The following is a 15,852-nucleotide window of genomic DNA, read 5'->3' on the forward strand; positions in this document are numbered from 1 at the left end:
AGCCCGGCCCCCGGGGGAGGGACGGGCTCCGCTCTTACGTATCGCTCTGTGCGGGTTTGTGCCTACTTGTTTGCGGCCGCGACCGCTGCCACGGCCTCCTTGGCCGCCTTCACCGCGCCGTCCATGACCGTCTTCTCCGACGGGGTGGCCGCGCCCGCGTATCCGGCGCCGTTGTACGAGAGCAGCACCAGCACGTTGCCCGTGCGCGCCACGATCGAGCCGTAGACGAAGTCCTCGTCGGTCTTGCGCACCTGGTACGCGACGGACGTCGCCTCGTCGCCGATCCCCGTGGCCGTCGTGGTGCGGAGCTTCTTCGCGCTCGGCGTCGCCTCGATCTTGGCGAGCTCCTTGGCGAGGTTCTCCCGCGCGCGGTCCTGGCCGCTGCCGAGCGAGGAGTCGGAGTCGTACCGGTAGAACGACACGTCGAGCCAGCGGTACTGAGAGCCCTTCACGCCCTTGTCGTCGAGACCGTTCCACGAGCAGCCGCCGCGGCTGGCGAGGTCGCTGGAGACGGCCGGCGTGCCGCTCTTCGTCTTCGCCTTGGGCACCAGCGCGGCCGTCGTCTTCGCGGTGACCGACTTGCAGGCCTGCGGCAGCTTCGCGAACTTCGCCGGCTCGACGGCCTTCGTCGTCTGCGAGGGCGAGGGGGTCGCGGACGCCGACGGGCCCGCCTTGTCCTTCGAACCCGAGCCGGAGCCGCTGTCGCCGGAGTCCGAGGAGCAGCCGGCGACGACGAGCATCACCGGGACGGCGGCGCAGGCGAGTATGCGGGTGAGTCGCGGGGCTGATCGCTGCATGGTTCCTTCAGTCGCTTGTCGTACGGTCCGGCCGGTGCTCCGGCGGCCACGGGTACGGCCACGGCGTGGGGCCACGGGTACGCCGACACGTTACGTGGTCGTCGTCCGCTCGCGGAGAGGGTGCGGAGGGCTACTCCTCCAGGCGCTCGGCGAGCAGCCGGGCCAGATTCCGGGCCCTTTCCTGCAGTTCCAGGCTGTCCGGGGCCTCGGCGGAACCGGTGGTCTGCTCCTGGTAGGAGACGGTCACGATGACGTTGGATGTGCGGAACACCACGCTGACGGCGCGCTGATGGCCGTTCGCGCCGACCGTGCTCAGGACGTCGTCGAGGTACGCGATCTCCCCGAGGCCCTCCAGGACGCGCGGTTCGAGACCCGTGGCGGCGGGGTCCGCGGGGGTGGCGCCGGAGGCGGGGGCGGTGGTGCCCTTCGTGGCCTTGCCGGGCGGGGTCGTGGCCGAAGGGGTGCCGCCCGGCGTCCCGCCGGTGGCCGTCGACGTGCCGGAGGGCGTCGGCGTCGGGGTGGTCTGGGGCAGCGGGATGCCGGCCGCGACCTGCTTGCGGGCGTAGACGTCCTGCGCCCGGTCGTCGTCGCTGATGGTGGTGTCGTACGAGACGACCCGCTCGATGTCGAGCGCGAGCCGGTGCGAGATGTCGGGGGTGTCGGCTCGCCACGTGCAGCCGACGCGCCGGTCGGTGTCGTACGTCACGGCGGCGACGCCGCGGTACGCCTTGTCGCGCTCCGGGTCGGCCAGGGCGGCGGCGCCGGGGAGCAGCTCCTTGAGCGCGCCCTGGGGGACGGCGCCGCAGGGCTCGAAGAGCGTGCGGTAGCGGCCGGGCGGCGCGACGGGCGCGGCGGGGCCGGCCTTGGCGTCGACGGCGATGTCGTCGGCCGGTGTGCCCGAGGAGCAGCCGGTGAGGCCGATTCCCAGGCCGAGGCCGAGTGCGAGGACGACGGCGGTGCGAGCCGTGGACCCGGTGCGGCCGGGGGCGTACCTCTTTCGCTGCACGGTCCCAGGCTCCCTTCTCCCGAAGTCTTTCCCGAAAACTGTTTGCCGCGCGAAGCCGGCCGATGGACACAATGTCTATCGCACACGCAGCTGTTGATGCCGGTCCGCTGTCACCTGTACGGGCTTTGGCGCCGGTTTTTGCGTTATCAGACTTTTCGGGGGAATCGAGGAAGTATGTCGTACGTAGAGGTACCTGGGGCGAACGTTCCCATTCGGATGTGGGCGGACCCCTCCACGGTGGAGGGCGGTGCCATGCAGCAGCTGCGGAACGTGGCGACGCTGCCGTGGATCAAGGGCCTCGCCGTGATGCCGGACGTGCACTACGGCAAGGGCGCGACGGTCGGTTCGGTGATCGCGATGCAGGGGGCGGTCTGTCCGGCGGCGGTCGGGGTCGACATCGGCTGCGGCATGTCGGCGGTCAAGACCTCGCTGACGGCGAACGACCTGCCGGGCGATCTGTCGAGGCTCCGGTCGAAGATCGAGCAGGCGATTCCGGTGGGGCGGGGGATGCACCGCTCCGAGGTGGACCCGGGGCGGCTCTACCAGTTCCCGACGGCGGGGTGGGGCGACTTCTGGTCGCGGTTCGACGGGGTGGCGGATGCGGTGAAGTTCCGTCGCGAACGGGCCTCGCTGCAGATGGGAACGCTCGGAGCCGGCAACCACTTCGTGGAGTTCTGTATCGATACTTCCGGTTCGGTGTGGCTGATGCTGCACTCCGGGTCGCGGAACATCGGCAAGGAGCTGGCGGAGTTCCACATCGGCGAAGCGCAGAAGCTGCCGCACAACCAGGGGCTCGTCGACCGTGACCTGGCGGTGTTCGTCGCGGACACCCCGCAGATGGCGGCCTACCGGCACGACCTGTTCTGGGCCCAGGAGTACGCGAAGTACAACCGCGCGATCATGATGGCGCTGTACCAGGAGGTCGTCCGGCGGGAGTTCCGCAAGGCCCGGGTGACCTTCGACCAGGTGATCTCCTGCCACCACAACTACGTGGCGGAGGAGCGGTACGAGGGCATGGACCTGCTGGTCACGCGGAAGGGCGCGATCCGCGCCGGCTCCGGGGAGTTCGGGATCATCCCGGGCTCGATGGGCACCGGCTCGTACATCGTGAAGGGCCTCGGGAGCACCGCGTCCTTCAACTCGGCCTCGCACGGCGCGGGCCGGAAGATGAGCCGGAGCGAGGCGAAGCGGCGGTTCTCGACGCGGGACCTGGAGGAGCAGACGCGGGGCGTGGAGTGCCGCAAGGACTCCGGTGTGGTGGACGAGATCCCCGGCGCGTACAAGCCGATCGAGAAGGTCATCGACCAGCAGCGGGACCTGGTGGAGGTCGTCGCCAAGCTGAAGCAGGTCATCTGCGTGAAGGGGTGAGCCCTCCCCGCACGGGGGTGGAAGGGGCCGGCGCGGCGCGCCGGCCCCTTCCGTGTGCTCAGAGCTCGCGGTGGACCTTGGTGTTGGAGGCCTGGGCCCGGGGGCGCACGACCAGGAGGTCGATGTTGACGTGCGGGGGGCGGGTGCAGGCCCAGGTGATGGTGTCGGCCACGTCGTCCGCGGTGAGGGGTTCGGCCACGCCCGCGTAGACCTTGGCGGCCTTGTCGGTGTCGCCGCGGAAGCGGGTGGTGGCGAACTCGTCCGTCTTGACCATGCCGGGGGCGATCTCGATGACACGGACCGGGGTGCCCACGATCTCCAGGCGGAGGGTCTCCGCGAGGACGCGGGCGCCGTTCTTCGCGGCGACGTAGCCGGCGCCGCCCTCGTAGGTGGAGTGGCCGGCGGTGGAGGAGAGGACGACGACCGTGCCGTCGCCGCTCGCGGTGAGGGCGGGGAGCAGGGCCTGCGTCATGTGGAGGGTGCCGATGACGTTGACCTCGAACATCTGGCGCCAGTCGGCGGGGTCGCCGGTGGCGACGGGGTCGGCGCCGAGCGCGCCGCCCGCGTTGTTGACGAGGACGGCGACGGTGCGGAAGGCGGTGGCGAACTCGTCGACCGCCGTGCGGTCGGTGACGTCGAGGGCGTAGGCGGCGGCCTGGTGCCCGGCCTCGTTGATCTCGGCGGCCAGGGCCTCGATGCGGTCCTTGCGGCGGGCGGTGAGGACCACGCGGTAACCGGCGGCGGCCAGCTGCCTGGCCGTTGCGGCGCCGATTCCGCTGCTCGCTCCGGTGACGACGGCGATGGGGGTACCGGGGGCAGTCATGACGTGGTGCTCCTCGCGCAGATGGTCGATTACGTCGATCGCCCGGCCAGGATAGGCGGGTGCCGGGCCGGCCCTCGCGGAGACGCCGGGCGGCCGGTCGGCCGGGTGGCGCGCCGGGGGACACGCTGGCTGGCGGATTGTCAGAAGGTGGGCTGGTCTGTGGGTATTTTGAGCTTATGTATGGATTTCGGAAGGGTGTGCTGGGGGTCGCTCTCGTGGCCACGGTGGTGTCGGGCGCGGGCGCGAGTGCCGGCGCCGTGGGGCCGGTGGTCGCACCCGAGGCGGACGTGGCCCATCACGGTCATGTCTCCCTCTGGGGCGGCGGCGTCGGTGTCTGGCTGGTGAGCGAGAACCTCGGCCCTTCCGACCTCTCCCAGGCGACCGTCCGGCTCGCCTTCTCGGAGCCGATGGCGGGTGGCCAGGAGCTGCCGCAGGCCTGTCTGTGGAGCAGCGACCGGGTGGTCTCCTGCCGTACGGGCGAGCTGCGGGTCGCGGGAGGCGGCGGTGAGCTGGCCTTCGACCTGCGGACCGCGGGCTTCCCGGACGAGCTGACCGTGGACATCACCACCGCCTGGCGGGACGGGGCGACCGACCGGAACCCGGTCAACGACCGCCACCGCGTGCTCGTCCTCGCCACCGGTGATCCGTACGTCTTCTGACCGCTGCCTCCGGTGAGGTGGGGTCCTTCTCAGCGGCTCGTCCAGTGGATGTGGCCGTCGGGGCGGATCAGTACCGCGGTCCGTCGCGCCGGGTCCGGCCAGGTGGCCCGCACCAGGTGGCCGGGGGAGACGGGGGCGGCCGCGGGCAGGGCCGGGGGAGGTCCCTCCGGCGCGATCAGGACGAACTCGCCCGCGCGCAGCAGTTCGTAGAGCCGGCCCTCGCGCAGCCGTATGTCCGGTGCGCGGCGGCCCGCGGGGCGGTGGGAGCCCGCCGGGGGCGCGTAGGCGATGCCGATTCCGCTGATCATGCCCATGGCGCGGGCCGAGGCGGGCCGCACCGCGTTGAGAAAGCCCGCGGCGAGGGAGCGGGCGGCCCGGGTGAGGGGGCTGTGGGCCATCGCGAGGCGGACGAGCGCGCCGCTGGTGCGCAGCACCGTGGCGCCGACCGGGTGGCGCTCGGAGTGGTAGCTGTCGAGGAGGGCGTCCGGGTCGGGGGCGGTGCCGCGCAGGACGGCGGTGAGCTTCCAGGAGAGGTTGGCGGCGTCCTGCAGTCCGGTGTTCATGCCCTGGCCGCCGGCCGGGGAGTGGACGTGGGCGGCGTCGCCGGCGAGGAAGACCCGGCCCACCCGGTAGGAGGGGGACTGGCGCTCGTCGCTGTGGAAGCGGGAGATCCAGCGGGGGTCGTGCATGCCGAGGTCGGTGCCGAGGGCGCCGCGGGTGATCTCGCGGAGTTCGTCCAGGTCGACGGGTTCGCCGTCGTCGACCTGACGGGTGCGGCTCCAGCCCATCACCCGGTACCAGCCGTCGCCGAAGGGGGCGAGGAAGGCGAAGCTGTCGCCGGAGCCGTCGACGCTGAACGACTCGGTGGGCTCGTCCGTCAGACGGACGTCGGCCAGGACGAGGGAGCGGATGACGGAGCCGCCGGGGAACGGCAGGCCGAGGGCGCTGCGGACGGCGCTGCGGACGCCGTCCGTGCCGACCAGGTGCCGGGCGGTGAGGGTGTGCCGGGTTCCGTCGGGGCCGGTGAGCTCGGCCGTGACCGTGTCGGCGTCCTGGCGCACTCCGCGCAGCTCCGTCCCGTACCGGAAGGTGACCCCGGCGGCCTCCGCGCGGCGCTCCAGGAGGCGCTCGACCTCGTACTGCGGGGTGACGAGCAGGTGGTTGAAGCGGCTGGGCAGCCGGGTGAGGTCGAGGTCGAGGCGGCCGAAGAGCCGGGCGCGGCCGAGGGTCGTGCCGGTGGTGAGGAGTTCGTCGGCGAGACCGCGGGCGTCGAGCTGCTCCAGGGTGCGGGCGTGGACGCCGAAGGCGCGGGTCATGTTGGCGAGGCCGTGCGGGCGGCGCTCGACGAGGGTGACGTCGACGCCGGCGGCGGCGAGGTCGCCGGCGAGGAGCAGGCCGGTGGGGCCGGCGCCGATGACGAGTACCTGGGTGTCGGTCCGCTCCGTGCTGCTCATGGCTGCCTCCAGGGTGCCCACGACCGTTGGCCAACGCCTGTTGGTCAACGCTTGTTGGCAACTGTAGGGGCGGCTCCGATGGAGTGTCAACGCCTGTTGGCCTACAGTCGTTGATATGACGACCGCCCGCCGCTCCGACGCCACCAGGGCCGCCATCCTGGAGGCCGCCCGCGAGCGCTTCGCCTCCGACGGATACGACCGCGCCACCATCCGGGCCATCGCGCGCGACGCCGGGATCGATCCGTCGATGGTCATGCGCTACTACGGCAACAAGGAGGGCCTGTTCGCCGCCGCCTCCGAGATCGAGATCGGCCTGCCGGAGCTGGGCGCCCTGCCCGCGCGGCACATCGGGGCCGTCCTGGTCACCCACTTCCTGGAGCGCTGGGAGCGGGACGAGGTCCTCACCGGGATGCTGCGGGTGGGGGTCACCAACGCCGCCGGGGCCGAACGGATGCAGGAGATCTTCGCCTCGCAGCTCGGGCCCGTCACCCGGGGCGTCTGTCCCGACCCGGCGGAGGCCCCGAAGCGGGCCGCGCTCGTCGCGTCCCAGATCCTCGGCATGGCGCTCACCCGCTACGTGCTGCGCCTGCCGCCGGCCGTCGAGATGTCCCGCGAGGAGATCGTCGCCTGGCTGGCCCCGACCGTGCAGCGCTATCTGACGGCCGAGACGCCCTGAGGCGGCCGGGCCCACGGGCCCGGGGCGGGGCGGTGTCCGGTTCGTACAATCCCTGCATGACGCAGAAGAGTTCCGCCCGGCGCGGCGCGCTGATGACCGAGCTGTACGGGGAGGCGCGCCGCTACATGGCGGCCTACGCCCTGTTCAACCAGGCCGTCGCCGACCATCTGGGGCTCCACCCGACCGATGTGCAGTGCCTGAACCTGCTCAGCCTGGAGCCGGGGCCGGTGACCACCGGACGGGTCGCCGAGCTGACCGGGCTCACCACCGGTTCCGCGACCCGGCTGGTCGACCGCCTGGAGCGGTCCGGTTATGTGACGCGCGAACGGGACACCGAGGACCGGCGCCGGGTCCTGGTCGCCCTCGTGCCCGAGCGGATCGCGGAGTTCGGCGCCCTGTGGCGCAAGCTCAACGGGGCCTGGGGCACGATGTTCGACGTCTACAGCGACGCCGAGGTCGCCCTGCTCATCGCCCATATGCGACGCACCGTCGAGGTCAGCGCCGCGCAGATCGATCGGTTGCGCGGCGGCGACCTGGACTGAACCGCGGGGGCCCCGGAGCGACCTGGAGCAACCCGGAGCGACGGGGGTCGCTCCGGGCCGGCCGCCGGCCCGGCGGCGGGTGCGGGGGTGCCGGGTGCCGTCCGTCGGTCGTCGTCAGCCGGTCTTCGTGGCGCCGAACTCCCGTACCGCGTCGGAGACGATCGCCTCCAGGCGGGCGTGGTGGGCGCCGCGCCAGTAGACCCGGCCGCACTCCACGCACTCGGCGAACACGTCGTACGTCTTCTCCGTGCCCTGCTCCAGGCGCTCGCGCACCGCGTCCTTGTCGGCGTCGCTCAGCCGTCCGTTGCACGCCGTGCACCGCGTCCAGGGCGCGAGCGGCGGCGCGAACCGCTCAAGGACGTCGCGGAGCTGGTCGTCCGGGCGGTCGCTGTAGACGTAGGCCCCCGCCCACAGCTCGCGGCGGCGCAGCAGACCGCGGTCCCGCGAGAGCATCACCCGCTCCTCCCGCGCCGAGAGCGCGGCGAGGGCGGGGTCGCCGATGTCCTCGCTCTCGTACGCCGCGTCCACCCCGAGCAGCCGCAGGCGCCGGGCCAGCGTGCCCAGATGCACGTCGAGCAGGAAGCGGAGCGGCGCTCCCGGCACCCGCTGCGGGCGGGCGACGCTCTCCACCTCGACCGTCTCGCCCGCGGCCGGGACGTGCGAGGTGTCGACGGGCCGCCCGTCGACCAGGAGCCGTCCGGCCTCGGTGAGCGGGACGCCGAGCGACTCCACGACATGGCCGAGCGAGGAGGCGCCGTCGGTGGTCACGGCCGTCCGGCCCGAGCGGCGCTCCGCCGATACGAACAGCCCCAGGCCGGGGGCGAAACTGATGTGGATCTCCGGTCCGTTCACCGGGACAGGATCGCACCGGGGCGGGAGGGACGGCCAGGTAATTCGGCGCTGCCCGGGGCGGGGGCGGGGCCAGGGCGGGGGCGAGGCCAGGGTGGGGCGGGGGCGGTGTCGACCCCGGAGGGTGGTGAGAGGTCCGCCGGGTTCCTGGAACCGGCTTTCGCCTCGATGCCGGCGGCGTCGAGAAGGTCGAGCAGGGCGGCGGCGGCGCGGCCGCGGCCACCGGTGACGAGAACGGTCATGGGGGTGTCCTTCCGGGACGGAGAGCGTATTCACACCTGCGTGACACATCATCTGCGTCACGCAGATAAATATCCAGGGTCGTGCCACACGCGTCAACCCGGACAAAACCCTGAGGTACGGTCCCGGCATGAAGATCATCGACCTCGGTCCCGGCGACCCCCGGCTGGAGAGCGACCTCCTGCCCGTACTCTCCGAGCTCCGCCCCCACCTCACCCCGGAGCTCTTCCGGGAGGTGTACGAGGCGGGGCACCCCCAGGGCCTGCGCTTCAGCGCCGCCTACACCGACGAGGGCCGCTGTGTCGGCGCGGCCGGCTGGCGCGTCGTCAACAACACCAGCACCCTGCGCAATCTCTACGTCGACGACCTCGTGACCGCCGCCGCCTCCCGCTCCACCGGGGTCGGTCACGCGCTCGTCGCCCACCTGGAGGGCCACGCCCGCGCCGCCGGCTGCCACGAGCTCACCCTCGACTCCGGCACTCACCGCACCGGGGCCCACCGCTTCTACCTGCGCGAGCGCTTCGACATCGTGGCCTTCCACTTCTCCCGGACGCTCACCGCACCGGACGACGCCTCCTAGGGGCTTGGTTCGGAGCGCCCCCGGGCGTACGCCGTCGGCGGCACCCCGACCGTCGCCGTGAAGTCCCTTACGAGATGGGCCTGGTCGCTGTAGCCCAGCTCGGTCGCCAGCGCCGCCCAGTCCGGGGCGCCCGCCGCCTCCGCGGCCTCGGCGCGTTCCAGGGCCTCGTGGATGCGGTAGCGCAGGATCACCCACTTCGGGCCCACGCCGACGCCGGTCGCGAAGAGGCGCTGGAGCGAGCGCGCCGACAGCCCCGATGCCGCCGCCAGCTGGGACACCTTGCGGACCGCGCGGTCCGAGCGGACCAGGTCCACCAGCTCCATGGCCCGGTCGGCGACCGGGTCGGGGGCGGGGCCGTGGGCCAGGAGGAAGGCGTCGAGCGCCGCCACGCGCGCGTGGTCGGTGTCGGGGGAGAGGACGGTGGACGGCAGGTCGGGGTCCGTGTCCGGGAACACCTCGGTGAGGGGGACCCGGCGGCCCGTCCAGGTCGACACCGGCCACGCGGGCGCGAAGGGGCGGAAGCCGCCCGGTCGGAACTGCACCCCGCAGACCCGCCCCGTCTCCGCCAGCTTCTGGGTGAAGAGCCCGAGCCCGATCCCGGCGACCTCGGCGGACGCGTCCGCCGGCTTCGCCGGGGCGCCGAGCGCTCCGTACCGCTGGAAGACGATGTTCACCGACGGGTGCGGGACGACATGGGTCGCGTACGGCTCCGGCAGCTCCCAGTCGATCAGCCAGTAGTGCTCCAGGTAGGGCCGCAGCTCCGGCGCCGGGGTGTGGCGGCGGAAACGGACGCGGGAGAGCAGCTCGGCGGGGTCGACGATGCCCCGGGTGTCCCGGCGGGGAGCGGAGTCGGACATCCTCCGATGCTAGGGCCGCCCGGCGGATCACGGCCGGGTCCGTCGGAGAGCCCCGTGGCCGGGACCGCAGCCCGTGGCGGGGTCCGAGGCCGGAACACCGGGGTCCGAGGCCGGAACACCGGGGGCCGAGGCCGGAACCGGGAGCCGGGGAAGGAATCGGGGGCCGGCGACGGGGCCGGAACCGGGGGACGGGGTCGTCCTGGCGTGTTTCTTCAAGACGGCGACCGGGGCGCTCCCCTAGCGTCGCTCCCATGACGAACGAGGCCCCGCCCCGCATCGGTGACCTGCTCCGTACCGCGGCCACCCACGCCACGCCCCTGATCAGGGACACCGCCGACACCTCGCTCGGCGCGCCCACGCCCTGCGGCGAGTACGACGTGCGCGCCCTGCTGAACCACCTCTTCGGCGTCGTCGTGAACTTCCAGGCCCTCGCCGCCAAGCAGTCGGCCGACTTCGCCTCGACTCCCGACCGGCTCGCCGAGGCCGACTGGCGCGAGCGCTTCGAGGCCGAGACCGGGAAGCTCGTCGAGGCCTGGTCGGCGCCGGACGCCGAGGAGGGCACCACCGGCGCCATGGGGCTGCCCGCGCGGACCGTCGGCTCGATGGTGCTGCTCGACCTGACCGTGCACGCCTGGGACCTGGCCCGCGCCACCGGGCGGAGCTACGAGGCCGACCCGGCGGTGGTCGCGGGGCTCGTCGAGGAGGTGGAGCGGATGGCGCCCATGGCCCGGAAGATGAACGTCTTCGGCGAGGCCGTCGAGCCGCCCGGGGACGCCACCGTCTTCGAGCGCCTGCTTGCGACCACGGGGCGTGATCCGCGGGCCTGGAAGGCCTGAGTCCCGAGTCCCGAGTCCTGAGTCCCGAGTCCTGAGTCCCGAGTCCTGAGTCCCGAGTCCTGAGTCCCAAGGCCTGAGTCCCGAGTCCTGAGGGCCGGGGTTCGTCGGCCCGCCGGTCAGCGCAGGCGGCCCGGTCCGCCCAGGGAGAGCCGGGAGACGACCTGGCCGAAGGCGTGCTCCTCCTCGGGCGTCAGCACGGTCGACTCCTGCGGGTGCCAGATCCGCTCCAGCGGGGTGCGCGCCCGGTCGCGGCGGACGCGGGCACGGGCGCGCAGACCGAGCGCGACCCACGCCACCGTGGAGACGGCGAGCAGGCCGAAGAGCGCGAGCACACGGGGGTCGGAGAACTGGCCGGGCAAGGACATGACTCACTCCAGGACGTGAGGGCCGCCCGCACGCGGCGCGCCCCGGCAGGTGGCGCGCGGGCGCGACGGCAGCGACGATTCCTACTGCTTCCTCCCGACCCGTTCAGTTAACACCACCCTGGGGGACTTTCGGCAGGGGGGTTCGGGACCTTGGTCCCGCCCCCCGCGGCACCGCCGGGCGGGCATGGCCGCAGGCCCTCTTGTGCGGGCCGGGGAACCGCTCCAAGGTGGCGGAAGAGGCGCATTCCGGCCGGGGAGGGAGCAGCCGTATGTCCGGGGCACTGGTGTGGGGATTCACGGACGACAGAGGTACGGAGGTGGGGGCTGCGCGCGTGCCGCGGCGGGTGATCGCGTACGTGCGGGCCGGGGCGGCCCTGTGTGACCTGGGCGTGACGCCGGTCGCGGTGTACGGCTCCGGGCACGACGACGACGTCCTGGATCCGGCGAAGGAGGGCGGGCTGCGGGCGGCGGCGGTGACGTACCTCGGGCCGGGCCGGCGCCTGGACGAGGCGCCGCTGCGGGAGCTGCGGCCGGACGTGATCGTCGACGTGACCTACGACGGGAAGAGCCCGTACGCGCTCGACGAGGCCGTCGTGGAACGGCTCGGGGTGCCGCTCGTCGCGCTCTCCGTCGGCAACGAGCTCACCCTGCCGGCGATCCTCGACCGTTTCGGCGAACTGGCGGTGAGCCTGGGGGCCGCGGCGGACGCCGGTACGGCCGGGGCGGACGCCGCTTCGGGTGTGCCGGACGCCGGGGCGGGTGCGGAGGCCGACCCGGGTGGCGGGTCCGTTTCCCGGGCCGGGCTGCGGGCCGCCGAGGACGCCCTGCGGGAGGCCGCCGACCGGAGCGCGCTCACCGTGCTCGCCCTCTCCGGGGCCGGTCCCGACCAGGTGCACCTGGCCCGGCCGCAGGCCTGGCCGGAGCTGGCGCACCTCGCCGAGCTGGGTGTCCGGCTCGTCGACCCGGGCCCCGGGCCCGGTGCCAACTGGCTCACCGGCGACTGGGCCCGGGCGGCCGAACTCCGTCCTGACCTGGTCCTCTTCGACAGCCGGGCCCACGCGACGGCGCCGGACGAGGTCCTGGCGGGTATCCGGTCCACGCCGTGGAACCCGGAGACCCCGCCCAGCCCGGCCGCCTACGCACGCTTCTTCCGCGAGCTGGCCGAGGCGCTCGCGGCCTGAGCCGGCCGACACCGCCGACCGACCGGAGCCGGCCCGACCGGAGCCGAGCCGATCGAGGGCCGAGCCGACCGGAGCCGGTCCGACCGAGCCCGGCCCGACCGGACCCGACCCACCCGGCCCCGACCCGCCCCGCCCCGGAGCCCGCTCCGCTACGCCGGGGCGGGCGTCAGCCTGGTGCGGCGGAGGGAGTCGGCGAACTCCTCCGCGCGGGCCAGCTGGGCCCGCAGTTCGGCGACCCGCTCCGCGGCGGCCTGTTCGTAGCGGCGGACGCGGGCCACCAGCGCGGTCCGCTCGTCCGGGTCGAGCTCCGTCTCGGTGCCCGCGCGCTCGGCCGCCAGCCGGTCCACGGCCGTGAGGAGTTCGCGGGTCTCGTCGAGGGTGAAGCCGAGCGGCTTCATCCGGCGGACCACCATCAGCCGCGACACGTCCGCGTCCGTGTAGAGCGGGAAGCCGCCCGGCGAGGCCGCGGACGGGACGACCAGACCGCTGTCCTCGTACTGCCGGATCGTGCGCAGGGACAGTTCGGTCCGTGCGGCGACCTCGCCGATCTGCATGGGCTCGCCGGTCATCCGTGCTCCCAGCATTCCTGGCACTCCTCGTACTCCGCTCACGCGTCGGTTCCTTCCTCGTACGGGGCTCCCACAGGGCGTACGGGGGCTCCCACCGGGCGCGGCTTCCGCGCATTACATACCATTCGTCCTAACTTCATCACTTATGAGAGCTGGAAGTGCGGCGAAACGCCTGCTCGTAGGTCGTCCGTTGGACAGCGGACGGCTCGGGGAGACCCTGTTGCCGAAACGGGTCGCCCTGCCGATCTTCTGCAGCGACCCGCTCTCCTCGGTCGCGTACGCCACCGAGGAGATCCTGCTGGTCCTCGCCCTCGGCGGCCTCGCCGTGCTCCATCTGGCCTGGTACGCGGCGGCCGGCATCGTCGTCCTGCTCCTGGTCGTCGTCGCCTCGTACCGCCAGACCTGCTACGCCTACCCGGGCGGTGGCGGGGCCTACGTCGTCTCCGCCGAGAACCTCGGACAGACGGCCGCGCTCACCGCCGCCTCCGCGCTGCTCATCGACTACGTGATGACCGTCGCCGTCTCCGTCGTCTCCGGGGTCGCCGCCATCACCTCGGCCGTCCCCTCGCTCGACGGGCACGCCGTGGCCATGTCGGTGTTCTTCGTCGCGGTGCTCGCCTGGCTGAACCTGCGCGGGGTGCGCGAGTCGGGGCGCTGGTTCGCCCTCCCCACCTACGCCTTCATCACCGTCATCTACCTGATGTTCGCGGTGGCCGCGGTACGGATGGCGACCGGCTCGACGATCCGGGCCGAATCCGCCGACCTGCCCGTCGAGGAGGTCTCCACCTACTCGGGGATCGCCCTCGTGCTGCTCGCCATGCGCGCCTTCGCCTCCGGCTGCACCGCGCTCACCGGCGTCGAGGCGGTCAGCAACGGCGTACCGGCGTTCGCCAAGCCCAAGAGCCGCAACGCGGCGATGACCCTCGCGATCATGGGCGGGCTCTCCGTGACCATGTTCTTCGGGATCACGGTGCTCGCCATGGTCTACGAGGTCCACGTCGCCGAGGACCCCACCGAGCTCGGACTCGCCCCCGGCACCCCGACGTCCACCGCCCTCGCCCAGATCGGGCGCGCCACCTTCGGCGACTGGCACGTCCTGTTCTACGCGCTGCAGGCCGTCACCGCGGGCGTCCTCATCCTGGCGGCCAACACCGCCTTCAACGGCTTCCCGATGCTCGCCTCCGTCCTCGGCCGGGACCGCTACGCGCCCCGCCAGCTCTTCCACCGCGGCGACCGGCTCGTCTACTCCAACGGCATCGTGCTCCTCGCGCTCGCCGCGATGGCCCTCATCGTCGCCTTCGACGCGCAGCTGACCCGCCTCATCCAGCTGTACATCATCGGCGTCTTCGTCTCCTTCACCCTTTCCCAGGCCGGCATGGTCAAGCACTGGCGGCGAGAACTCGCCAGACCCGCCACGCCCGGAAGCCACGCCACGCCCGGAGGCTCCGACGACCCCACCACCCGCGCGGGCCGCCGCCGCATCCACCGCAGCCTCGCCATCAACGCCTTCGGGGCCTGTCTGACGGCGGTCGTCCTCGTCATCGTCCTCATCACCAAGTTCACCCACGGCGCCTGGATCGTCGTCATCGCGATGCCGGTGCTCTTCGCCGGGATGAAGGGGGTGCGGCGGCACTACGACACCGTCGCCTCCGAGGTCGCCGTCGGCCCCCACGAGCTGCCCCGCGCCCTCGCCGGGAACCACGTCCTCGTCCTGGTGGCCTCGGTCAACGCGCCCAGCCTCCGGGCCCTGTCGTACGCGAAGACCCTGCGCCCCACCTCCCTCACGGCGGTCACCGTCGCCGAGGACCCGGCGGAGGCGGAGGTGCTCCGCGCGACCTGGGAGGCGCGCGGCATCGACGTACCGCTGCGGGTGCTCAGCTCCCCGTACCGCTCGATCGTCCAGCCGGTCCTGCGGCACGTCCGGGAGGCGCCCGAGCGGACCGGGAACGCGGTGATCTCGGTGGTCATCCCCGAGTACGTGGTCGGGCACTGGTGGGAGCAGCCGCTGCACAACCAGAGCGCGCTGCGCCTCAAGGCCCGGCTGCTGTTCATGAAGAACGTCGTGGTCATCGACGTGCCGTACCGGCTGGCCTCGGCCCGCGAACTCGCCGCCGAGCGCGCGCGGGCGGCGGACGACGCGAAGGCGGCCGAGGACCGGACCTGATCGGGGGCCGGTCCCCGCCGGTCGCGGGCCGGCCCTCTCCCGGTCTCACTCCCGGTCCTCTTCGGTCCTCTTCGGTCCTCTCCGGCGACCGCGCGTCCCTACGGCCAGACCAGGCAGTAGGGCTGGTGACCCGCCTCGTGGAGGCGGACCGAGAAGTCCTGCCACTCGTGGAGCAGCTGGTAGACGTCGAACGCGTCGCGCGGGCCGCCGCGGTCCGGGACCGTGGACCAGATGAAGGCGGCGGCGCCGACCGACTCCTCGCCGATCGCGCGCAGCGGGTCGACCACGGTCATCGGCAGCTTCACCACCGCGTAGTCCGGGTGCAGGACCACCAGCTCCAGCGGGGGCACCTTGTGCAGGGGCATGCCCTGGATGCCGGTCAGGACCATGGCGGCTATGGTCTCCGGCTTGATCTTGGTGAACATGCCGCCCATGCCGAGCTCGTCGCCGCCGAGCTCCTCCGGACGCATCGAGATCGGGACCCTGGCCGCCGTCGCGCCGTCGGGCGCGCCGAAGTACTTGTACGTCACCCCCAACCGGCCACTCCCGCCTCCGGCGACCGGTGCTCCCGGAGGGCCCGATGTGCCGGGAATGCTGGGAACACCCGGGGTTCCCGCGCTCGGGTCCTCGCTCCGCCGGCGCCGGTGTCTCCCCCGGCGGGCAGACTCCGGACCCAGATCGTCCGTCCCCTCGCCCGGTCCGCCACCGCGATGCATATCTCCACCCGACTGCTTTTTCTCGGCAACACGACCCCGCCGCGCAACCCGATCATCGTGTCAGTGACCTCCCCCGCGTTCGTACGGTGAAACACCTGTCCGCAAGAACGCCGTGGCCTCTGACACCATGGATTCCGTGAGTCATCCCTATGACGCCCCAGTTTCGCAGA

Annotated in this window: 17 protein-coding genes; 8 read left to right on the forward strand and 9 right to left on the reverse strand. The window is 72.9% G+C overall.

What is annotated here, in order from left to right:
- Positions 1 to 62: 62 nt before the first annotated feature.
- Together ABT129_RS06000 and ABT129_RS06005 are read right to left on the reverse strand one after the other, a co-directional pair.
- Positions 63 to 797 carry a DUF3558 domain-containing protein gene (locus ABT129_RS06000; RefSeq protein ID WP_351897120.1) on the reverse strand — a complete coding sequence of 245 codons (735 nt, stop codon included), beginning with the start codon at positions 795 to 797 and terminating at the stop codon, positions 63 to 65.
- Positions 798 to 927: 130 nt separating this feature from the next.
- Entirely contained in the window at positions 928 to 1,803 is an 876-nt protein-coding gene (locus ABT129_RS06005) for a DUF3558 domain-containing protein (protein ID WP_351897122.1), read from the reverse strand.
- Between the two features lie 174 nt (positions 1,804 to 1,977).
- On the opposite strand from ABT129_RS06005, the gene ABT129_RS06010 reads away from it, so the two are divergent.
- Complete coding sequence (locus tag ABT129_RS06010) at positions 1,978 to 3,171, forward strand: RtcB family protein (RefSeq protein WP_351897124.1); 1,194 nt, start codon at positions 1,978 to 1,980, stop codon at positions 3,169 to 3,171.
- 58 nt (positions 3,172 to 3,229) lie between these two features.
- On the opposite strand, the gene ABT129_RS06015 is transcribed toward ABT129_RS06010, so the two are convergent.
- Positions 3,230 to 3,994 carry an SDR family NAD(P)-dependent oxidoreductase gene (locus tag ABT129_RS06015; RefSeq protein WP_351897127.1) on the reverse strand — a complete coding sequence of 255 codons (765 nt, stop codon included), beginning with the start codon at positions 3,992 to 3,994 and terminating at the stop codon, positions 3,230 to 3,232.
- Between the two features lie 197 nt (positions 3,995 to 4,191).
- Between ABT129_RS06015 and ABT129_RS06020 the strand changes: the two genes are divergently transcribed.
- Positions 4,192 to 4,653: a hypothetical protein gene (locus tag ABT129_RS06020; RefSeq protein WP_351897129.1), complete on the forward strand. Its 462-nt coding sequence runs from the start codon at positions 4,192 to 4,194 to the stop codon at positions 4,651 to 4,653.
- A gap of 29 nt (positions 4,654 to 4,682) precedes the next feature.
- Here the strand turns inward: ABT129_RS06020 and ABT129_RS06025 are convergent, their stop codons facing one another.
- The gene (locus tag ABT129_RS06025; RefSeq protein WP_351897132.1) at positions 4,683 to 6,107 is read right to left on the reverse strand and encodes an FAD-dependent monooxygenase; all 1,425 of its coding nucleotides are present in this window, start codon (positions 6,105 to 6,107) and stop codon (positions 4,683 to 4,685) included.
- Between the two features lie 115 nt (positions 6,108 to 6,222).
- On the opposite strand from ABT129_RS06025, the gene ABT129_RS06030 reads away from it, so the two are divergent.
- Both ABT129_RS06030 and ABT129_RS06035 read left to right on the forward strand, forming a co-directional pair.
- Entirely contained in the window at positions 6,223 to 6,783 is a 561-nt protein-coding gene (locus ABT129_RS06030) for a TetR/AcrR family transcriptional regulator (RefSeq protein ID WP_351897134.1), read from the forward strand.
- Positions 6,784 to 6,839: 56 nt separating this feature from the next.
- Positions 6,840 to 7,325 (forward strand): MarR family winged helix-turn-helix transcriptional regulator, encoded by a 486-nt coding sequence (locus tag ABT129_RS06035; protein ID WP_351897137.1) that lies wholly within the window; start codon positions 6,840 to 6,842, stop codon positions 7,323 to 7,325.
- A gap of 114 nt (positions 7,326 to 7,439) precedes the next feature.
- Here ABT129_RS06035 and ABT129_RS06040 read toward each other — a convergent pair whose 3' ends face one another.
- Complete coding sequence (locus ABT129_RS06040; protein WP_351897139.1) at positions 7,440 to 8,177, reverse strand: Mut7-C RNAse domain-containing protein; 738 nt, start codon at positions 8,175 to 8,177, stop codon at positions 7,440 to 7,442.
- Between the two features lie 367 nt (positions 8,178 to 8,544).
- Between ABT129_RS06040 and ABT129_RS06045 the strand changes: the two genes are divergently transcribed.
- Positions 8,545 to 8,994 (forward strand): GNAT family N-acetyltransferase, encoded by a 450-nt coding sequence (locus ABT129_RS06045; protein ID WP_351897142.1) that lies wholly within the window; start codon positions 8,545 to 8,547, stop codon positions 8,992 to 8,994.
- On the opposite strand, the gene ABT129_RS06050 is transcribed toward ABT129_RS06045, so the two are convergent.
- A complete protein-coding gene (locus tag ABT129_RS06050; RefSeq protein WP_351897145.1) occupies positions 8,991 to 9,851 on the reverse strand; it encodes a DUF6597 domain-containing transcriptional factor in 861 nt (286 codons plus the stop codon). The two genes, ABT129_RS06045 and ABT129_RS06050, sit on opposite strands and share 4 nt — an antisense overlap.
- Before the next feature lie 251 nt (positions 9,852 to 10,102).
- Between ABT129_RS06050 and ABT129_RS06055 the strand changes: the two genes are divergently transcribed.
- A complete protein-coding gene (locus ABT129_RS06055) occupies positions 10,103 to 10,687 on the forward strand; it encodes a TIGR03086 family metal-binding protein (RefSeq protein ID WP_351897147.1) in 585 nt (194 codons plus the stop codon).
- A gap of 116 nt (positions 10,688 to 10,803) precedes the next feature.
- Here the strand turns inward: ABT129_RS06055 and ABT129_RS06060 are convergent, their stop codons facing one another.
- Positions 10,804 to 11,052, reverse strand: coding sequence for a hypothetical protein (locus tag ABT129_RS06060; protein ID WP_351897150.1), 249 nt, complete (start codon positions 11,050 to 11,052; stop codon positions 10,804 to 10,806).
- 317 nt (positions 11,053 to 11,369) lie between these two features.
- Here ABT129_RS06060 and ABT129_RS06065 point away from each other — a divergent pair, with 317 nt between their 5' ends.
- Entirely contained in the window at positions 11,370 to 12,233 is an 864-nt protein-coding gene (locus ABT129_RS06065) for a substrate-binding domain-containing protein (RefSeq protein ID WP_502981665.1), read from the forward strand.
- 149 nt (positions 12,234 to 12,382) lie between these two features.
- Here the strand turns inward: ABT129_RS06065 and ABT129_RS06070 are convergent, their stop codons facing one another.
- Positions 12,383 to 12,802: a MerR family transcriptional regulator gene (locus ABT129_RS06070; RefSeq protein WP_351897580.1), complete on the reverse strand. Its 420-nt coding sequence runs from the start codon at positions 12,800 to 12,802 to the stop codon at positions 12,383 to 12,385.
- Positions 12,803 to 12,947: 145 nt separating this feature from the next.
- On the opposite strand from ABT129_RS06070, the gene ABT129_RS06075 reads away from it, so the two are divergent.
- The gene (locus ABT129_RS06075; protein WP_351897155.1) at positions 12,948 to 14,966 is read left to right on the forward strand and encodes an APC family permease; all 2,019 of its coding nucleotides are present in this window, start codon (positions 12,948 to 12,950) and stop codon (positions 14,964 to 14,966) included.
- A gap of 98 nt (positions 14,967 to 15,064) precedes the next feature.
- On the opposite strand, the gene ABT129_RS06080 is transcribed toward ABT129_RS06075, so the two are convergent.
- Positions 15,065 to 15,682 (reverse strand): hypothetical protein, encoded by a 618-nt coding sequence (locus ABT129_RS06080; protein ID WP_351897157.1) that lies wholly within the window; start codon positions 15,680 to 15,682, stop codon positions 15,065 to 15,067.
- Positions 15,683 to 15,852 lie beyond the last annotated feature (170 nt).

Origin of the sequence: Streptomyces sp. NPDC002057 (assembly GCF_040296665.1) — a bacterium.
Classification (GTDB): domain Bacteria; phylum Actinomycetota; class Actinomycetes; order Streptomycetales; family Streptomycetaceae; genus Streptomyces.

What these genes read in the sequence shown, in the direction of transcription:
- ABT129_RS06000 (WP_351897120.1), bottom strand. Translation starts at nt 797, where the DNA reads ATGCAGCGATCAGCCCCGCGACTCACCCGCATACTCGCCTGCGCCGCC.
- ABT129_RS06010 (WP_351897124.1), top strand. Translation starts at nt 1,978, where the DNA reads ATGTCGTACGTAGAGGTACCTGGGGCGAACGTTCCCATTCGGATGTGG.
- ABT129_RS06015 (WP_351897127.1), bottom strand. Translation starts at nt 3,994, where the DNA reads ATGACTGCCCCCGGTACCCCCATCGCCGTCGTCACCGGAGCGAGCAGC.
- ABT129_RS06025 (WP_351897132.1), bottom strand. Translation starts at nt 6,107, where the DNA reads ATGAGCAGCACGGAGCGGACCGACACCCAGGTACTCGTCATCGGCGCC.
- ABT129_RS06030 (WP_351897134.1), top strand. Translation starts at nt 6,223, where the DNA reads ATGACGACCGCCCGCCGCTCCGACGCCACCAGGGCCGCCATCCTGGAG.
- ABT129_RS06035 (WP_351897137.1), top strand. Translation starts at nt 6,840, where the DNA reads ATGACGCAGAAGAGTTCCGCCCGGCGCGGCGCGCTGATGACCGAGCTG.
- ABT129_RS06045 (WP_351897142.1), top strand. Translation starts at nt 8,545, where the DNA reads ATGAAGATCATCGACCTCGGTCCCGGCGACCCCCGGCTGGAGAGCGAC.
- ABT129_RS06050 (WP_351897145.1), bottom strand. Translation starts at nt 9,851, where the DNA reads ATGTCCGACTCCGCTCCCCGCCGGGACACCCGGGGCATCGTCGACCCC.
- ABT129_RS06055 (WP_351897147.1), top strand. Translation starts at nt 10,103, where the DNA reads ATGACGAACGAGGCCCCGCCCCGCATCGGTGACCTGCTCCGTACCGCG.
- ABT129_RS06060 (WP_351897150.1), bottom strand. Translation starts at nt 11,052, where the DNA reads ATGTCCTTGCCCGGCCAGTTCTCCGACCCCCGTGTGCTCGCGCTCTTC.
- ABT129_RS06070 (WP_351897580.1), bottom strand. Translation starts at nt 12,802, where the DNA reads ATGACCGGCGAGCCCATGCAGATCGGCGAGGTCGCCGCACGGACCGAA.
- ABT129_RS06075 (WP_351897155.1), top strand. Translation starts at nt 12,948, where the DNA reads ATGAGAGCTGGAAGTGCGGCGAAACGCCTGCTCGTAGGTCGTCCGTTG.
- ABT129_RS06080 (WP_351897157.1), bottom strand. Translation starts at nt 15,682, where the DNA reads ATGCATCGCGGTGGCGGACCGGGCGAGGGGACGGACGATCTGGGTCCG.